At 68.4% G+C, this 15,406-nt stretch carries 14 protein-coding genes; 12 read left to right on the forward strand and 2 right to left on the reverse strand.

Going from position 1 to position 15,406, the window contains the following annotated elements; genetic code table 11:
• Nucleotides 1–107: 107 nt before the first annotated feature.
• A complete protein-coding gene (locus IHE47_RS12040) occupies nucleotides 108–659 on the forward strand; it encodes a DUF2058 family protein (RefSeq protein ID WP_192106137.1) in 552 nt (183 codons plus the stop codon).
• Nucleotides 660–723: 64 nt separating this feature from the next.
• Here the strand turns inward: IHE47_RS12040 and IHE47_RS12045 are convergent, their stop codons facing one another.
• A complete protein-coding gene (locus IHE47_RS12045; protein ID WP_192106138.1) occupies nucleotides 724–2,787 on the reverse strand; it encodes a 3-hydroxyacyl-CoA dehydrogenase NAD-binding domain-containing protein in 2,064 nt (687 codons plus the stop codon).
• A gap of 183 nt (nucleotides 2,788–2,970) precedes the next feature.
• Here IHE47_RS12045 and IHE47_RS12050 point away from each other — a divergent pair, with 183 nt between their 5' ends.
• The 11 genes from IHE47_RS12050 to recO all read left to right on the forward strand — a co-directional run bounded on the left by IHE47_RS12050 (nucleotide 2,971) and on the right by recO (nucleotide 14,679).
• Nucleotides 2,971–3,474, forward strand: coding sequence for a hypothetical protein (locus tag IHE47_RS12050; protein ID WP_192106139.1), 504 nt, complete (start codon nucleotides 2,971–2,973; stop codon nucleotides 3,472–3,474).
• Nucleotides 3,471–5,684, forward strand: a complete 2,214-nt coding sequence (locus tag IHE47_RS12055) for a bifunctional diguanylate cyclase/phosphodiesterase (RefSeq protein ID WP_192106140.1) — start codon at nucleotides 3,471–3,473, stop codon at nucleotides 5,682–5,684. Before IHE47_RS12050 ends, IHE47_RS12055 begins: the two co-directional genes overlap by 4 nt.
• A gap of 132 nt (nucleotides 5,685–5,816) precedes the next feature.
• On the forward strand, nucleotides 5,817–6,437 hold the full coding sequence (gene rpoE / locus IHE47_RS12060; protein WP_192106141.1) for an RNA polymerase sigma factor RpoE: 621 nt from the start codon (nucleotides 5,817–5,819) through the stop codon (nucleotides 6,435–6,437).
• Nucleotides 6,434–7,108: a sigma-E factor negative regulatory protein gene (locus IHE47_RS12065; protein WP_192106142.1), complete on the forward strand. Its 675-nt coding sequence runs from the start codon at nucleotides 6,434–6,436 to the stop codon at nucleotides 7,106–7,108. Before rpoE ends, IHE47_RS12065 begins: the two co-directional genes overlap by 4 nt.
• A 117-nt stretch (nucleotides 7,109–7,225) precedes the next feature.
• Nucleotides 7,226–8,707 carry a Do family serine endopeptidase gene (locus IHE47_RS12070; protein ID WP_192106143.1) on the forward strand — a complete coding sequence of 494 codons (1,482 nt, stop codon included), beginning with the start codon at nucleotides 7,226–7,228 and terminating at the stop codon, nucleotides 8,705–8,707.
• A gap of 125 nt (nucleotides 8,708–8,832) precedes the next feature.
• The gene (gene lepA / locus IHE47_RS12075; RefSeq protein WP_192106144.1) at nucleotides 8,833–10,623 is read left to right on the forward strand and encodes a translation elongation factor 4; all 1,791 of its coding nucleotides are present in this window, start codon (nucleotides 8,833–8,835) and stop codon (nucleotides 10,621–10,623) included.
• A 104-nt stretch (nucleotides 10,624–10,727) separates the two neighbouring features.
• The gene (gene lepB / locus IHE47_RS12080) at nucleotides 10,728–11,678 is read left to right on the forward strand and encodes a signal peptidase I (protein WP_192106145.1); all 951 of its coding nucleotides are present in this window, start codon (nucleotides 10,728–10,730) and stop codon (nucleotides 11,676–11,678) included.
• 123 nt (nucleotides 11,679–11,801) lie between these two features.
• On the forward strand, nucleotides 11,802–12,185 hold the full coding sequence (locus tag IHE47_RS12085) for a DUF4845 domain-containing protein (protein ID WP_192106146.1): 384 nt from the start codon (nucleotides 11,802–11,804) through the stop codon (nucleotides 12,183–12,185).
• 10 nt (nucleotides 12,186–12,195) lie between these two features.
• Nucleotides 12,196–12,855, forward strand: a complete 660-nt coding sequence (rnc, locus tag IHE47_RS12090) for a ribonuclease III (RefSeq protein ID WP_192106147.1) — start codon at nucleotides 12,196–12,198, stop codon at nucleotides 12,853–12,855.
• A gap of 77 nt (nucleotides 12,856–12,932) precedes the next feature.
• The gene (era, locus tag IHE47_RS12095; RefSeq protein WP_192106148.1) at nucleotides 12,933–13,868 is read left to right on the forward strand and encodes a GTPase Era; all 936 of its coding nucleotides are present in this window, start codon (nucleotides 12,933–12,935) and stop codon (nucleotides 13,866–13,868) included.
• Between the two features lie 100 nt (nucleotides 13,869–13,968).
• Nucleotides 13,969–14,679, forward strand: a complete 711-nt coding sequence (gene recO / locus IHE47_RS12100; protein ID WP_192106149.1) for a DNA repair protein RecO — start codon at nucleotides 13,969–13,971, stop codon at nucleotides 14,677–14,679.
• A gap of 8 nt (nucleotides 14,680–14,687) precedes the next feature.
• Here the strand turns inward: recO and IHE47_RS12105 are convergent, their stop codons facing one another.
• Nucleotides 14,688–15,392: a response regulator gene (locus IHE47_RS12105; RefSeq protein ID WP_192106150.1), complete on the reverse strand. Its 705-nt coding sequence runs from the start codon at nucleotides 15,390–15,392 to the stop codon at nucleotides 14,688–14,690.
• Between the last annotated feature and the right edge of the window lie 14 nt (nucleotides 15,393–15,406).

Consider the following 15,406-nt stretch of genomic DNA (forward strand, 5'->3'; position numbering starts at 1 on the left):
TTCGCGATCAAGGATGATCGCAAAGGATTGGAAATGTGCGGCCAAGGATGGCCGCCCGTTTGATCTTCGCGATCAAGGATGATCGCAAAAGTAAAGGTACTGCACGCATGAGTGAATCCCTGCGCGACCAACTGTTGAAAGCTGGTTTCGTCAAGCAAATCCGCGATGAAAAGCGCGGCAGCGAAGGCAAGGGCAGGCCGTCCGGCAAGCCGCACGCCCATGCCGGCAAGCCACCGGCACCGCGCCGCAGCCAGGAGGAGATCGATCTCGCCAAGGCCTATGCGATCCGCGCTCAGACCGAGGCGAACGAGCGCAAGCGCGCCCAGCAGGCGGCCGAGGAAGAGGCGCGCCTGCGTCGCGAGCGCAAGCAGAAGATCCAGCAACTGCTGGACGGCAAGGCCTTGAACAAGGCCGAAACCGAGCTGGTGCGCAACTTCGAGTACGGCGGCAAGATCCGCCGCATCCACGTCGATGCCACCCAACTGGCGGCGCTCAACGCCGGCGAGCTGGGCGTGGTGCAGCAGGCGGGGCGCTACCTGCTGGTCACGCGCGACATCGCCGAGCAGGTGCGCGCGATCGACGGGCACCTGCTGGCCCTGCTGGTCGATCCGCATGCGGCCACCGCCGACGATGGCGTGCCGGACGATCTGGTCTGGTAGACCCTCGCCAACGCAAGACGCCCGGCCATGAGCCGGGCGTCTTGCATCGGACGGGAGCCTGGCTTCAGGCGGGGTCGGTGCCCGTCGCCAGGGCCGGATGATCCCAGCCCTCCTTGGGCATGAAGCGGGCACCGTGGCGCTGCGCCAGTTGTTCCAGCTTCGCCTTCACCTTGTCCGCGCCTTCGCTGCGCACGTACTGGATCGGGCCGCCGCGGAACGGCGCGAAGCCGGTGCCGAAGATCACGCCGGCGTCGAGCAGGTCGGCATCGTCCACCACGCCGTCGGCGAGGCAGGCCACGGCCTCGTTCACCATGGCGAGGATCATGCGATCCGTGAGGTCGGGCGCGGGCTGGTAGTCGGGATCGACCTCCGGCTTGACCGGCTTGCCGTCCTGCCACACGTACAGGCCCTGGCCGTCCTTCTTGCCGCGCTTGCCGGCGTCGAGTTTTTCCTCCAGGCCGGGCGGCAGTTCCAGGCCCAGGAAGGGCGAGAGTTCCTTGCCCACCGAGGCGCACACGTCCAGGCCCACGGTGTCGGCCAGTTCGATGGGGCCCATCGGCATGCCGAATTTCTTCGCCTCCTTGTCCAGCACCGGGCCGGGCACGCCTTCGTTGTACAGGCGCAGCGCCTCCAGCAGGTAGGGCACCAGGATGCGGTTGACCAGGAAGCCGGGCGTGCCCTTCACCGCCACCGGCAGCTTGCCGATGGCCTTGCAGAAGGCCAGTGCGCGTTTCTCGATGGCCGGATCCAGCGCGTCGTGGCGCACCACTTCCACCAGTGGCATCTGCGCCACCGGGTTGAAGAAGTGCAGGCCGAGGAAGCGTTGCGGTGCCTTGAGATTCCTGCGCAACTCGTCCAGCGGGATGCTGGACGTATTGCTGGCGAGGATTTCATCGCCCTGGAACTGCGGCTCGATGGCGGCGTACAGCGCCTCCTTGGCCGCGGCGTTTTCGTAGATTGCCTCGATCGCGAGGTCGGCGCTTTCCACGCCCGCACCTTCCACGTCGGCGCGCAGGCGGCGCGCGGCGGCCTCGATCTTCGCCGGCGCCTTCAGTTTCTTCTCGTACAGCTTGCGGGCGCGCTCCAGCGCGGGCTGCACGAATTTCATCTCGCGATCCTGCAGCGTCACCTCGAAGCCCTTGAGCGCGGCCCATGCGGCGATGTCGCCGCCCATCACACCGGCGCCCACCACGTGCACGTGGGCGATGCCGTGCTCGGTGCCGGCGCCCTGGTTCTTCAGCCGCTCCTGCAGGAAGAAGATCCGTATCAGGTTCTGCGCCGTGGAGGTCTGCGCCAGCTTCGCCACCGAGCGCGCCTCCAGTTTCAGCCGCTGCCTGATGTCGCCGCCGCCACGCTGCCACACCGCTATCAGCGCGAACGGTGCGGGGTAATGCTCCTTGCGCACCTTGGCGGCGGTCTGCTTCACCACCATGGGGGCGAGGATCTGCCGCGCCGGCCACGAGTTGGTGAGCCATGCCTTGGCGCGTCGCGCGAACGGCTGCGTCTGCGGTCGGCGCAGCAGGGCGCGCGCCTCGGCCAGCAGCTCATCGCGCGGCGCCACGCGATCGACCACGCCCAGCGCCAGCGCGCGCTTCGCCGACAGCGACCTGCCGGTGAGCATCAGCGGCAACGCCTCGGGCGCGCCGATCAGCCGGGGCAGGCGAGCGGTGCCGCCCCAGCCGGGATGGATGCCGAGCATCACTTCGGGCAGGGCGATCTTCGTCCCGTCGTCGTCGGCGGCGATGCGCTGGCGGCAGGCCAGCGCCAGTTCGGTGCCGCCACCCATGCAGGCGCCATGGATCGCGGCCACCGTGGGGCAGGGCAGTCGGGCCAGCGCCTCGAACACGCGCTGGCCGTTCTCGATGTTCTCCAGCACGCTGCCCTGCCTGGCGTACTCCACGAATTCCTTGATGTCCGCGCCCACCGCGAAGCCGCTGGGCTTGGCGGAATGCACGATCACGCCGGCCGGTTCCTCGATGGCCAGCCGCTCGACGATCTGGCCCAGTTCGTCCAGCACGCCGCGGCTGATCGCATTGACGCTGCTGCCGGCGCGGTCGAGACTGAGCGTGACGATGCCGCGCTCGTCGAGACTCGTTTTCCAGTGGTTGAAGCGCAGTCCTTCGAACATGGCGGGGGCGGGTGGTGGCGGGAACCCGAACCATACCGTTCCGTGTGGTGGAATGCGAGATGCGCCCTCCGAATGTGAAGCGGTTCGCCATTCGCGGTGCCGACCAGTGCCCAGAATGGATGCAAACCGTGGAGAATGCATGGCGGCGCCGGTTGCCGGCGCCGAATGACCCAGGGAGCCGCGATGACTTCGTTGATGCGCATGCCCATGCCGTCTTCCGGACATGACGTATTCGAGCGCATCCTGGCCGCGCCGGCCGGGGTGGTGGCCGTGCGCAGCCGGGATGGCGCGGCCTTGCTGGAACAGTTCCGCGGCATCGCCCGGCACAGCGGGCAGGCAGTGTACCTGTGGCAGCCCGGGCAAGGCCTGTCGAGCCTGCGCGACGCCTATGCGCGCGTACCCGACGCACAACGCCTCGGCCAGGCCCTGCGCTACATGCAGCAGAGCATGCATTTCGGCATCTACCTGCTGCAGGAGCTGGAGTTGCCGCTGGCCGCGACCGACCTCACCCTGTTGCGGCAACTGGCGCGCGCCACCACCGGGCACCTGCGCCGCGTGGTGCTGCTCAACGCGCCGAAGGCCCTGGTCGAGCAGTTGGGCGGCCAGATCGCGTGCATCGACGGCGAGCCCGAGGCGCCGCCGCGCCTGCGCCTGCGCGATGGCCGCTGGGTGAGTGGACTGACATGAGCGAGGGCATCCTCGTCCTTGCCGGGCGGCGCGACTTGCGCCGCCGCCTGTTCGACGTGTTCGACCAGGCCGGCTGCCGGCACATCCACAGCGCACGCGATGCGCAGCATGCAGCGATCGTGCTGGAGGGGCGCCAGCCACTCGACCTGATGGTGGCCGTGCTCGGCGACGACGCGGTGCAGGCGCGCCAGTGCTGCGAGCAACTGCGCACCCTGAAAGCCTGCGAGGGGGCGCCCTTGCTGGTCGTGCTGGACGAGAGCGCATCGTTGCAGCCGGCGCAGTTGCCCGACGACGTCGCCGGTTGGCTGCATGCCGCGCAGATCGAAACGGAGCTGTTGATGCGCTGGAAGCAACAGCCGCCCGCGGCACCGGCGGCGCGTCCCGCGCCCGCCCCCGGGGCGGCGGAGAAGGCGCTGGCCCTGTTGGCGCGCATCTTCGCCACCAGTGGCGGCGGCGCCACCCGCGACGCCACCGCGCGGCTGCTGTTCGACGAGATGGCGCTGGACTACTTCGCGGTGTGGCCGCTGCGCAACGACGGCGGCGAGTTCCTGGCGCCGCTGCTGCAGCTGTGGAACGGTACCGAGCCGGCCTGGCCGGCGGCCGAGTCGCAGGCGTTGCTGCAACACGTGCTGGCCGGCGAGCCGGTGTTTTGCCGCAGCGATGCGCAACAGCGGGTGCCGGACGATCCGCTGCTGCCGCTGCTTGAGCTGTCCGGCTTCGTGGGCATCCCGTTGCAGGACGAGCGCCGCGTGGTGCTGGGCGCGATGCTGGCCGGCACCCGGCGCGGCTTCGGCGACATGGCCATCGTCGAGCCGTTGCTGCGCTGCGCGGCCGCGCGTTTCGCGCAGGGGCTGGAGCTGGGCCTGACCCGCGAGCAGGGGCGTGCCGAAGGCCTGATCGACGCGCTCACCGGCCTGCCGAACCGGCTGCTGTTCGGCGACCGGCTGGAGTCCATCCTGCGCGAGGCGGTGCGCAACGGCGAATGCTTCGCCGTGCTGTTCGTGGACCTCGACCACTTCAAGGTGGTCAACGACACCCACGGCCACGCCGCCGGCGACCAGGTGCTGCAGGAAGTCACCCGCCGCCTGCGCGGCAGCGTGCGCGCCTCCGACACGGTGGCGCGCTATGCCGGCGACGAGTTCACCATCGTGGTGCGCCACATCGTGAAGAGCGACGACGTGCAGCGCATCGCCGAGAAGATCCTGCAGACGGTCGCCGAGCCGCTGCAACTGGAGAATGGCGTGTACCTGCAGGTCGCGGTGTCGATCGGCGTGAGCTTCTTCCCCGACGACGCGCCCGACGCGGAAACCCTGCTCAAGCACGCCGACGAGGCGATGTACGCGGCCAAGCACCAGGGGCGCAACGCCTACCGCATCTACGAGGTGAGCCCGGAGTACGCGCGCGAACACGGCATGGCGCTGCGCTCGCGCCTGCGCCATGCCCTGGGCAACGGCGAGCTGCGCCTGGTCTACCAGCCGCAGGTGGACACCGGCAGCGAAGACATCGTGGGGATGGAGGCGCTGCTGCGCTGGGAGCATCCCGAGCTGGGGCCGATCAGTCCCGCGGTGTTCGTGCCGCTGGCCGAGGAGACCGGGCTGATCGTGCCCATCGGCGAATGGGTGCTGCGCACGGCCTGCCGCCAGGCCCAGGAGTGGGAGCAGCGCTATGGCCTGCGCCTGCGCCTGGGCGTGAACCTGTCCGCGCTGCAGCTGATGGAGCCCAAGCTGCCGGCCACGGTGTTCCGCGCGCTGCAGGAAACCGGCCTCGATCCCACCCTGCTGGAGCTGGAGGTCACCGAAAGCATCAGCATCAAGGCCGCGCCGAACCTGGTGGAGAACCTGCAGGCGCTGCACCGCATGGGCTGCGGCATCGCCATCGACGACTTCGGCACCGGCGCCGCCTCGCTGGACTACCTGCGCAAGCTGCCGGCCGACCGCATCAAGGTGGACCAGAGCTTCGTGCGCAACATCGGCGTGGATCCCGACGACGAGGCCATCGTGCGCGCCACCATCGAGATGGCGCACCGGCTCAAGCGCACCGTGGTCGCCGAGGGCGTGGAAACCGAGGCGCACCTCGCCTTCCTGCGCGAGCAGGGTTGCGACGAACTGCAGGGCTACTTGTTCTGCCGGCCGCTGCCGGTGGTGTCCTTCGAACGCCTGCTGGCCGAGCGTCAGCAGCAACTGGGCCTGCCGGTCGCCGTGCCGGCTTGAGCGGGCCGCCTGCCGTCCCCATGCTAGCCAGGCGTCAGAATGGAACCGCTAGACTTCGCGCTGACGCTGAACTTGCGCGCTTGATTCCTGTCTGACTGCGCGCTCGATCTGGCACAGGCTCCGCGGCGGGACATGGCATTGACGACGGAAACGGCCCGCACGGGCGAAAACGAACTGGACCGGGCACTGGTCGAACGCGTCCAGGGTGGCGACAAGCGCGCCTTCGACCTGCTGGTGCGCAAGTACCAGCACAAGGTGGTGGGACTGGTGTCGCGCTACGTGAAAAGCCACGCCGAGAGCGAGGACATTGCGCAGGAGACCTTCATCCGCGCCTGGCGTGCGATCGGTTCGTTCCGCGGCGACAGCGCGTTCTACACCTGGCTCTACAAGATCGCGGTGAACACCGCCAAGAACCACCTGGTGGCGATGGGACGACGCCCGCCCACCGACGACATCGACGTCGAGGACGCCGTGTTCCTGAGCGGCGCCGAGCGCATGCACGACAGCGCCACCCCCGAACGCGAATTGATGCGTCAGGAAATTGAACATTCGGTGTTTTCCACTGTCCAAGCCCTGCCCGAGGAACTCCGGGTGGCCATCACGCTGCGCGAGGTGGATGGCCTGAGTTACGAGGAAATCGCCGAGCAGATGGGCTGTCCCATTGGTACGGTGCGTTCGCGCATCTTCCGGGCCCGCGAGGCGATCGACGAGAAATTGCGCCCGTTGCTGACGGGACGCGAGGAACCGACATGAACCAGCCTGACCAGCACGCACGTGAACACCTCTCGGCCGGCATCGATGGCGAGTTGGCGCACGAGGAACTGCGCTTCCTGCTGCGGCGGCTCGACCATGACGTCGAGCTGCAACGCACCTGGGTGAGCTACCACCTGGCCCGCGATGGCTTGCGCCGGCAGTTGCCGCCACTGGCGGGATCCGGTTTCTCGGCGCGGGTGATGCTGGCCATCGAGCAGGAGACCGTGAGTGTCGCGGTCGCCGCGCCACGCCACCATCGCTGGTTGCGCTGGTCGACCGGTGGCGCCATCGCCGCCAGCGTGGCCGCCGCGGCGCTGATGGTTTCCCAGCCCACCGGCAATGCCGGGCGGCATGCTGCCGCGCAGACGGCGCAGGCCACGACGGGCGTACCGGTACGCAATGCACCCAGCGTGGCACCGCAGGCCGAAGTGGCGGCGGTGCCGCAATGGCTGAGCGGCAAGGCGCCGGGCCTGCTCAGCCAGCAGGCTTCGGCGACCCTGGGTGCGCCGGCCAATGCCGATTTCTCGGCCTATGGCCGCGGTGCTTCGCCGTTCCAGGTACAGCGTTACCGTACGCTGGACAACCACGATGGCAGCTACCTGATCCTGCTCGACCCGGCGCAGCAGCCAGTGCCGGATGCTCCGCGCAGGGACGCCACCAGCAACCGGTAGGCAGGGCCGCGTGTACGCCCCGCGGTCCCCCGTTTCCCTCCATCCCGCCCGCATCCGGCCCTCCCGGGCCGGGGCGGAGCGTGTCCGTTCCCTCGCTTGGCCATACAAGGAGACGTCATGAATTCGTCCATTGTGCGCAACGCGCGCCTGGGTCTGCTGGTGTGTTGCGCCTTGGCCGGTACGGCTCTTGCCGTACCCGGCGTGCAGGCGCAGTCCGTGCCTGCCGCGGCCTCGCTGCCGGACTTCACCGGCATCGTGCAGAAGAACGCGCCCGCCGTGGTGCAGGTGGAGGCGAAGTACGACGGTCACGACAAGCCCGGCCTGCGTGGCCGGCAGGGGCAGGGCGGCATGCCGGACGATCCGCAGGCCGAGATCTTTCGCCGTTTCTTCGGCATGCCGATGATGCCGTCGCCGGCGGAGCAGGCGCATACCTCGCTGGGGTCGGGCTTCATCATTTCCGGCGACGGCTACATCCTCACCAACAATCACGTGGTTGCCGATGCGGACAAGGTGGTCGTGCGCCTGCAGGACCGGCGCATCCTCGACGCCAAGGTGGTGGGCACCGACGCCACTTACGATATCGCCCTGCTCAAGGTCAGTGCGGGCGGCAGCCTGCCCACGGTGAGCATCGGTGATTCGCGCAGCCTCAAGCCCGGCCAGTGGGTACTGGCGATCGGTTCGCCGTTCGGCTTCGACTACACCGTGACCCAGGGCATCGTCAGCGCGGTGGGCCGCAACCTGGGCAAGGACGATCAGCCCTATACCTCGTTCATCCAGACCGACGTGCCGATCAACCGCGGCAATTCCGGCGGCCCGCTGTTCAACCTGCAGGGCCAGGTGGTGGGCATCAACTCGCAGATCTATTCCGGCACCGGCGGTTACCAGGGCGTGGCGTTCTCCATCCCCATCGACGTGGCGATGAACGCGGTGGACCAGCTCAAGACCAAGGGATACGTGACGCGCGGCCAGCTCGGCGTGCAGGTATCGGCGGTGAGCGACGACATGGAGAAGGCCTACAAGTTGCCGGATGCCTCCGGTGCGGCGGTGGCGGACGTCACGCCCGGCAGCGCCGCCGAGAAGGCCGGCATCCAGAACGGCGACATCATCCTCGGCTACGACGGCCATGCCATCCACGATCCTGCCGATCTGCCGCCCTTGGTCGCCACGACCAAGCCGGGCACGCAGGTGCCGCTGGAGATCCTGCGCAATGGCAGCAGGAAGACCGTGCAGGTTGCCGTCGGCGCGATGGCGCGCGACAAGGATTCGGTGGACAGTGTGGGCGCCGCGCCAGGCCAGGCCAGCAGCGGTTCCAGCATGCTGGGCATCACCGTGCAGCCGCTGGACGATGCCACGCGCAAGCAGGCCGGCCTGAAGCCCGGGCAGGGCGTGTCGGTGGGCGATGTCACCGGCGACCTGGCAGCGCAGGCCGGGCTGCAGCCGGGCGACGTGATCCTGATGGTGAACCAGCAGCCGGTGGGCAGCGTGGAGGCGTTCCGTGCCGCCACCAGGGGCGTGAAGGCCGGTTCCACGGTGCTGTTGCTGGTGCGCCGCAATGGCCAGAACGGCTTCATCGGCCTGACCGTGCCGGGCGACAAGTGACGGGGGCGGGCGCGGCAGCCTGATTGGCTGCCGCGCCTCGCGCCGCCGCGGTTCCATGCGACAATACGGGGTTCATGTCGCCACACCGGCGGCATCCCCAAGGCAAGGCTGGCTGTCCGCGTTCCATGGAACTGATCCGCAACTTCTCCATCATCGCCCACATCGACCACGGCAAGTCCACGCTGGCCGACCGCATCATCCAGATCTGCGGTGGCCTTGCCGACCGCGAGATGGAAGCGCAGGTACTGGACAACAACCCGATCGAGCGCGAGCGCGGCATCACCATCAAGGCGCAGTCGGTGTCGCTGCCGTACAAGGCGCGCGACGGCAAGACCTACCAGCTCAACTTCATCGACACCCCCGGCCACGTGGACTTCAGCTACGAGGTAAGCCGTTCGCTGGCCGCTTGCGAAGGCGCGTTGCTGGTGGTTGACGCCGCGCAGGGCGTGGAGGCGCAGTCCGTCGCCAACTGCTACACCGCGGTGGAGATGGGTCTGGAAGTGGTGCCCGTGCTCAACAAGATTGACCTGCCCACCGCCGACATCGACAAGGTGAAGGGCGAGATCGAGGCGGTGATCGGCATCGATGCCACCGACGCGGTGGCGATCAGCGCCAAGACCGGCCTCAACGTGGTCGAGGTGCTGGAGGCCATCGTGGCGCGCATCCCGCCACCGAAGCCGCGCGACACCGACAAGCTGCAGGCGCTGATCATCGACTCGTGGTTCGACAACTACCTCGGCGTGGTGTCGCTGGTGCGCGTGATGCAGGGCGAGATCAAGCCCGGCGACAAGCTGCTGGTGATGTCCACCGGCCGCGTGCACGAGGTGGACGACGTGGGCGTGTTCACGCCCAAGCGCAAGAAGCTGGAAAAACTCTCGGCGGGCGAGGTGGGCTGGATCAACGCCTCGATCAAGGACGTGCACGGCGCACCGGTGGGCGACACGCTGACCCATGCCGGCAAGCCGGCTGCCGAGCCGCTGCCCGGTTTCCAGACCATGCAGCCGCGCGTGTTCGCCGGCCTGTTCCCGGTGTCCGCCGACGACTTCCCGGCGATGCGCGAGGCGCTGGACAAGCTGCGCCTCAACGACGCCGCGCTGTTCTTCGAGCCGGAATCCTCCGAGGCGATGGGCTTCGGCTTCCGCTGCGGCTTCCTCGGCATGCTGCACATGGAGATCGTGCAGGAGCGCCTGGAACGCGAGTACGACCTCAACCTCATCACCACCGCGCCCACCGTGGTGTACGAGGTGCTGAGGACCGACGGCACGGTGCTGGCGCTGGACAACCCGGCCAAGCTGCCGCCGGTGCCGCAGATCGACGAGATCCGCGAGCCGATCATCGTGGCCAGCATCCTCACTCCGGAGGCCTACATCGGCAACATCGTCACGCTGTGCCAGGAGAAGCGCGGCGTGCAGCGCTCGATCCAGTACCTCGCCACCCAGGTGCAGATCACCTACGAGCTGCCGCTGGCCGAGGTGGTGCTGGACTTCTTCGACCGCCTGAAGTCGGTGTCGCGCGGCTACGCCTCGATGGACTACCACTTCGAGCGCTTCGACGCCGGCCCGTTCGTGCGTGTCGACGTGCTGATCAACGGCGACCGCGTGGATGCGCTGTCGCTGATCGTGCATCGCACGCATGCGGACCGCCGCGGCCGCGAGCTGGTGGAGCGCATGAAGGACCTGATCCCGCGCCAGCAGTTCGACGTGGCGATCCAGGCGGCGATCGGCGCGCAGATCATCGCGCGCTCCACGGTCAAGGCGCTGCGCAAGAACGTGCTGGCCAAGTGCTACGGCGGCGACGTCAGCCGCAAGAAGAAACTCCTGGAAAAGCAGAAAGAAGGCAAGAAGCGCATGAAACAGGTCGGTCGGGTGGAGATTCCGCAGGAAGCCTTCCTCGCCGTGCTGCGGACAGACAAATAAAGGCCGGGATGGGGGAGACGGGATTCGGGATTCGGAAAAGCGACGAGCTCGCCCTCCGAATCCCGAATCCCGAATCCCGAATCCCGGCTCCGTAAGGAGCCCCCATGGAATTCGACTTTTCCGCCATCCTGCTGGCCCTCACCGTGCTGTTCGGCGTGGTGTGGGGACTGGATCGGCTGTTTTTCTACAAGAAGCGCAAGGCACGGCTGGACGCGGCGGGCAATGAATACGTCGATCCGGTGGCGGTGGACTGGGCACGCTCGCTGTTCCCGGTGGTGCTGGTGGTGCTGGTGCTGCGTTCCTTCGTGGCCGAGCCGTTCCGCATCCCCTCCGGCTCGATGATGCCGACGCTGGACGTGGGCGATTTCATCCTGGTCAACAAGTTCGCCTACGGCCTGCGCCTGCCGGCGTTCAACACCAAGTTCCTCGACCTCGGCGAGCCGAAGCGCGGCGACGTGGTGGTGTTCCGCTTCCCGGGTTACCTGTGCCGCCGGCCGGATGGAACGCTGACCCGCGTCGGGGGCGACGAAGGCAATGGTTCGCCGGCGACCGGCCCGGAGCAGAGCTGCCCGGGCACGATGCTGCCGGTGCAGAACCAGAACTGGATCAAGCGCGTGATCGGCCTGCCCGGCGACACGATCGAGGCCCAGGGCTCCGACCTGCTGATCAACGGGAAGCCGGTGCAGGCCGACGAGATCGGGCCCTTCGTGGGCAACCCGCAGCGCGACGAGGACCGCGTGATGCTGGACATGGGCGCCACGATCTGGACCGAGCACCTGGTGCGCGAGGACGGCAAGGTGGTCAACCACACCATCGCGCGCATGCCGGCCTACACCACGCCCAACTCGATCCCGAACGCGGTGGTGCCGTCCAGGGTGCCGCCGGGTTGCTACCTGGTGATGGGCGACAACCGCAACAACAGCACCGACAGCCGCTGGTGGGGCTGCCTGCCGGAGCAGAACCTGGCGGGCAAGGCCTTCATGATCTGGATGAGCTGGAAGGGCTGGGGTACCGGCGGCGTGGACTTCCATCGCATCGGCACGATCATCCATTGATGTGATGCGGCCGCCAGCGCATGCCGCGCGGCCGCTGGCATAATCGGCACGGGCGGTCGCATGGGGTGTGCGGCCGTCGCACGCATCCACAACCGGCCGGAACGGCCGCATGGCGAGGGGACTATGAAAACGAAACAGTCGGGCGTGACCCTGATCGGGTTCCTGGTGATCCTGCTGGTGGTGGGCTTCTTCGGCTTCATGGCGATGAAGCTGGTGCCGGCCTACAGCGAATACATGGGCGTGGCGAAGGCCGTGAACGGTGTCGCCAGCGAAGGCGTCAGCGGCAAGTCGCTGGACGAGATCCGCCGCAACCTGATGTACAAGTTCAGCATGCAGTACGTCGACGACAAGACCATCGCGCCCACCGATATCACGATCAGCCGCAACGCCGGCGGTACCAACACGCTGAACGTGACCTACGACAAGGACGTCCCGTTCATGTACAACATCGACTTCCTGCTGCACTTCCAGAAGAGCGCGCAGTTGCAGGGCAACGTGAACGAGTGAGCCGCGACGCTTGGCACTGAACTACCGTTTCCGCGATCCCTCGCTCGCCGCGCTGGCGCTGACCCATCGCAGCGTCGGCAAGCCGAACAACGAGCGCATGGAATTCCTCGGCGATGCGCTGCTGGGCGCCTTCGTCGCCGAGATGCTGTACGAGGCGCATCCCAAGGCCAGCGAAGGCGAGCTGTCGCGCCTGCGCGCGCAACTGGTCAACGGCCAGGCGTTGGCGGAGATCGCGCGCGAACTCGAGCTGGGCGATGCCCTGAAGCTCGGCCCCGGCGAGCTGAAGAGCGGCGGTTTCCGTCGCGACTCCATCCTTGCCGACGCGTTCGAGGCTTCGCTGGCGGCGGTTTTCCTCGACGGCGGCCTCGATGCCTGCCGGCAGGTGGTGCGCGGGCTGTTCGGCGGGCGCATCGTCGCGTTGCCGCGATCCTCCAAGGATGCCAAGACCCGCCTGCAGGAATGGCTGCAGGGCCATGGCCATGCCTTGCCGCAGTACGAGCTGATCGACAGCCACGGCGAGGACCACGCCAAGATCTTCGACGTGCGCTGCACGGTGAGCGAACCGCAGCCGCACAGCGCCGAGGCCAGCGGCTCCAGTCGGCGCCAGGCCGAGCAGGATGCCGCGGAGATCGTGCTGGCCCGGCTGGCCGCGCAGGCGCGCGACGCCTGAACTGCCCGGCGCATGCCGCGTCGGCTGCCGTCGGGCGCACTACAATGCCCCGCATTCCCCAGAGCATTCGCCATCCCATGGACCACTCCCTCGAATCCGGCGCCGACGGCGCGCTGCCGCACGACGACTACCGCTGCGGCCTGGTCGCGCTGGCCGGCCGCCCGAACGTGGGCAAGTCGACCTTGCTCAACGCGTTGATCGGTTTCCGCCTCTCGATCGTCAGCCCGCGCCCGCAGACCACGCGCCACCGCATCCTCGGCATCGCCAGCAGCGAGGCGGGGCAGATCCTGTACGTCGATACGCCGGGCCTGCATCGTGGCGCCAAGCGCGCGATGAACCGCAGCCTCAACCGGGCCGCGCGCGCGGCGATCAGCGACGTCGATCTGGTGGTGCAGGTGATCGAGGCGGGCCGCTGGACCGACGAGGACGAGGCCTTGTACGCCGCGCTCACCGAACAGAAGGTGCCGCGCTTCCTGGTCATCAACAAGGTGGACCTCAGCAAGGACAAGGGGGCGCTGCTGCCGTTCGTGGCCATGCTGAGCGAGAAGCACGCCTATGACGAGATCCACTACGTCAGCGCGCTGAAGAAGAAGGGTCTGGCCGAGCTGGAGCGTGCCATCCTCGCCCGCCTGCCGGTGAGCGCGCCGGTGTATGGCGAAGACGAGGTCACCGACCGCAGCGAGCGTTTCCTCGCCGCCGAGATGGTGCGCGAACAATTGATGCTGCGCCTCGACCAGGAACTGCCCTACGCCACCACGGTCGAGATCGAGCAATTCAACGATCGTCCCGACGGTGTCGCCGAAATCCATGCGGTGATCTGGGTGGAGCGCGACGGCCAGAAGGCCATCGTGATCGGCCAGGGCGGCGCCCAGCTCAAGGCCATCGGCACGGCGGCGCGTCGCCACATGGAGCGCCTGTTCGAGCGCAAGGTCTTCCTCAAGCTGTGGGTGAAGGTGCGCGAAGGCTGGGTGGACGACGAGGCCATGCTGAAGAAGTTCGGTTACACCGATTGAGAGCCGGGATTCGGGATTGGGGATTCGGTAAAGCAGGACCTCGCGACACCCTGGCTCTTCCGAATCCCCAATCCCGTATCCCGAATCCCGGCTTTTACCCATGCGCCTCGACCAGCAACCTGCCTACGTGCTGCACGCGCGGCCCTACCGCGAGACGTCGCTGCTGCTCGAATGCCTGACCCGCGACCACGGCCGGCTGGGCGTGGTCGCGCGCGGGGTGCGCGGCGAACGCGCGCGCCTGCGCCGCGCGCAACTGGAACCGTTCCAGGCGCTGGCGCTGGACCTGCTGTTGCGCGGCGAACTGGCCACGCTGGCCGGTGCCGAAGTGGTGGGCATGCCATTGCGGCTGGCTGGCGAGCACGGCCTTGCCGGGCTCTACCTCAACGAACTGGTGGTGCGGCTCACCGCAAGGCAGGACGCGCAGCCGGTGTTGTTCGATGCCTACGCGCGGACGCTGGCGCGGCTGGCCGCTAGCGAACCGGTGGCCTGGACGCTGCGCCGTTTCGAGCGCGACCTGCTGGAAGCCATCGGCTACGGACTGCAACTGCGGCAGGAGGCCGATGGCGACGGACTGCTGCAGGCGCAGGCGCATTACCGCTACGACGTGGAGCAGGGTGCGCTGCGTTGCACCGCCGGCGCGCCGCATGCCGTGCGCGGCGCCGACCTGCTGGCGCTGGCCGACGACCGCATGCCCGATCGCACGGGCATGGCGGCCCTGCGCCAGCTGATGCGCGAGGTGATCCGCTACCACCTCGGCGGCGGCGAATTGCGGGCCTGGCGGGTGCTGGCGGGCGTGCAGCCGCAGCGTTGAAGGAACGCTCAGGTGCCCAACGCCTGCAGCGTGGCCTGCAGGGTGGCCTGGAACTGCGCGATAGCCGGCAGGGCGGTGCGAGGAGCTTCGCGAAGTTGCTGCTGCAGGCGTTCCGCCTCGGCCGCCAGCGCGGGTGCGCCGCAGAAGCCGCAGGCCGAGCGCAACCGATGCAGCCGGTCGTCGAGCGCCGCGTCATCGCGGCCCGGCTGGCACAACTCCCGGAGCAACTGGGTCAGTTCGTCGCGCAGCAGGCCGCGCAGCGCCCGCAGGGTGGCGGCATCGCCGCTGGCGCGCAGCGCCGCCTCGTCGTCCAGCACGGGAATGGCACCGGGCAGCAGGGCCAGCAGGCGCTGCAGCTCGGCGATGCCGCAAGGCTTGCGCAACACGCCGCGGAAGCCGATCGCCAGCAGCTCGCGTTGCTCGCCGGCATCCAGCTCGGCGGAACTGGCGATGGCCAGGCTGCCGGCGGAAGCGCCGCCATCGGCCTGCAGCGCAGCCAGCACCTCGCGTGCGCCGGCGCCCGGCATGCGGCAATCCAGCAGGAGCAGGTCGAAGGCCTGGCCGCGGGCCAGTTGCAGGGCCTGCATGCCGTCGGCGCATTCGCAGGTCGCGGCTCCCAGCGAATGCAGGCCGTCGCACAGGAAGCGGCGGCTGGGCGCATCGTCGTCGGCCACCAGCACGCGCGGCGGGGGATCGGCGGGTTGGGCCGGCATGGCCGCCTCCTAGG

Source organism: Rhodanobacter sp. DHB23, from assembly GCF_014842975.1.
In the GTDB taxonomy this organism is placed as follows: domain Bacteria; phylum Pseudomonadota; class Gammaproteobacteria; order Xanthomonadales; family Rhodanobacteraceae; genus Rhodanobacter_A.

What these genes read in the sequence shown, in the direction of transcription:
- IHE47_RS12040 (WP_192106137.1), top strand. Translation starts at nt 108, where the DNA reads ATGAGTGAATCCCTGCGCGACCAACTGTTGAAAGCTGGTTTCGTCAAG.
- IHE47_RS12045 (WP_192106138.1), bottom strand. Translation starts at nt 2,787, where the DNA reads ATGTTCGAAGGACTGCGCTTCAACCACTGGAAAACGAGTCTCGACGAG.
- IHE47_RS12050 (WP_192106139.1), top strand. Translation starts at nt 2,971, where the DNA reads ATGACTTCGTTGATGCGCATGCCCATGCCGTCTTCCGGACATGACGTA.
- IHE47_RS12055 (WP_192106140.1), top strand. Translation starts at nt 3,471, where the DNA reads ATGAGCGAGGGCATCCTCGTCCTTGCCGGGCGGCGCGACTTGCGCCGC.
- rpoE (WP_192106141.1), top strand. Translation starts at nt 5,817, where the DNA reads ATGGCATTGACGACGGAAACGGCCCGCACGGGCGAAAACGAACTGGAC.
- IHE47_RS12065 (WP_192106142.1), top strand. Translation starts at nt 6,434, where the DNA reads ATGAACCAGCCTGACCAGCACGCACGTGAACACCTCTCGGCCGGCATC.
- IHE47_RS12070 (WP_192106143.1), top strand. Translation starts at nt 7,226, where the DNA reads ATGAATTCGTCCATTGTGCGCAACGCGCGCCTGGGTCTGCTGGTGTGT.
- lepA (WP_192106144.1), top strand. Translation starts at nt 8,833, where the DNA reads ATGGAACTGATCCGCAACTTCTCCATCATCGCCCACATCGACCACGGC.
- lepB (WP_192106145.1), top strand. Translation starts at nt 10,728, where the DNA reads ATGGAATTCGACTTTTCCGCCATCCTGCTGGCCCTCACCGTGCTGTTC.
- IHE47_RS12085 (WP_192106146.1), top strand. Translation starts at nt 11,802, where the DNA reads ATGAAAACGAAACAGTCGGGCGTGACCCTGATCGGGTTCCTGGTGATC.
- era (WP_192106148.1), top strand. Translation starts at nt 12,933, where the DNA reads ATGGACCACTCCCTCGAATCCGGCGCCGACGGCGCGCTGCCGCACGAC.
- recO (WP_192106149.1), top strand. Translation starts at nt 13,969, where the DNA reads ATGCGCCTCGACCAGCAACCTGCCTACGTGCTGCACGCGCGGCCCTAC.
- IHE47_RS12105 (WP_192106150.1), bottom strand. Translation starts at nt 15,392, where the DNA reads ATGCCGGCCCAACCCGCCGATCCCCCGCCGCGCGTGCTGGTGGCCGAC.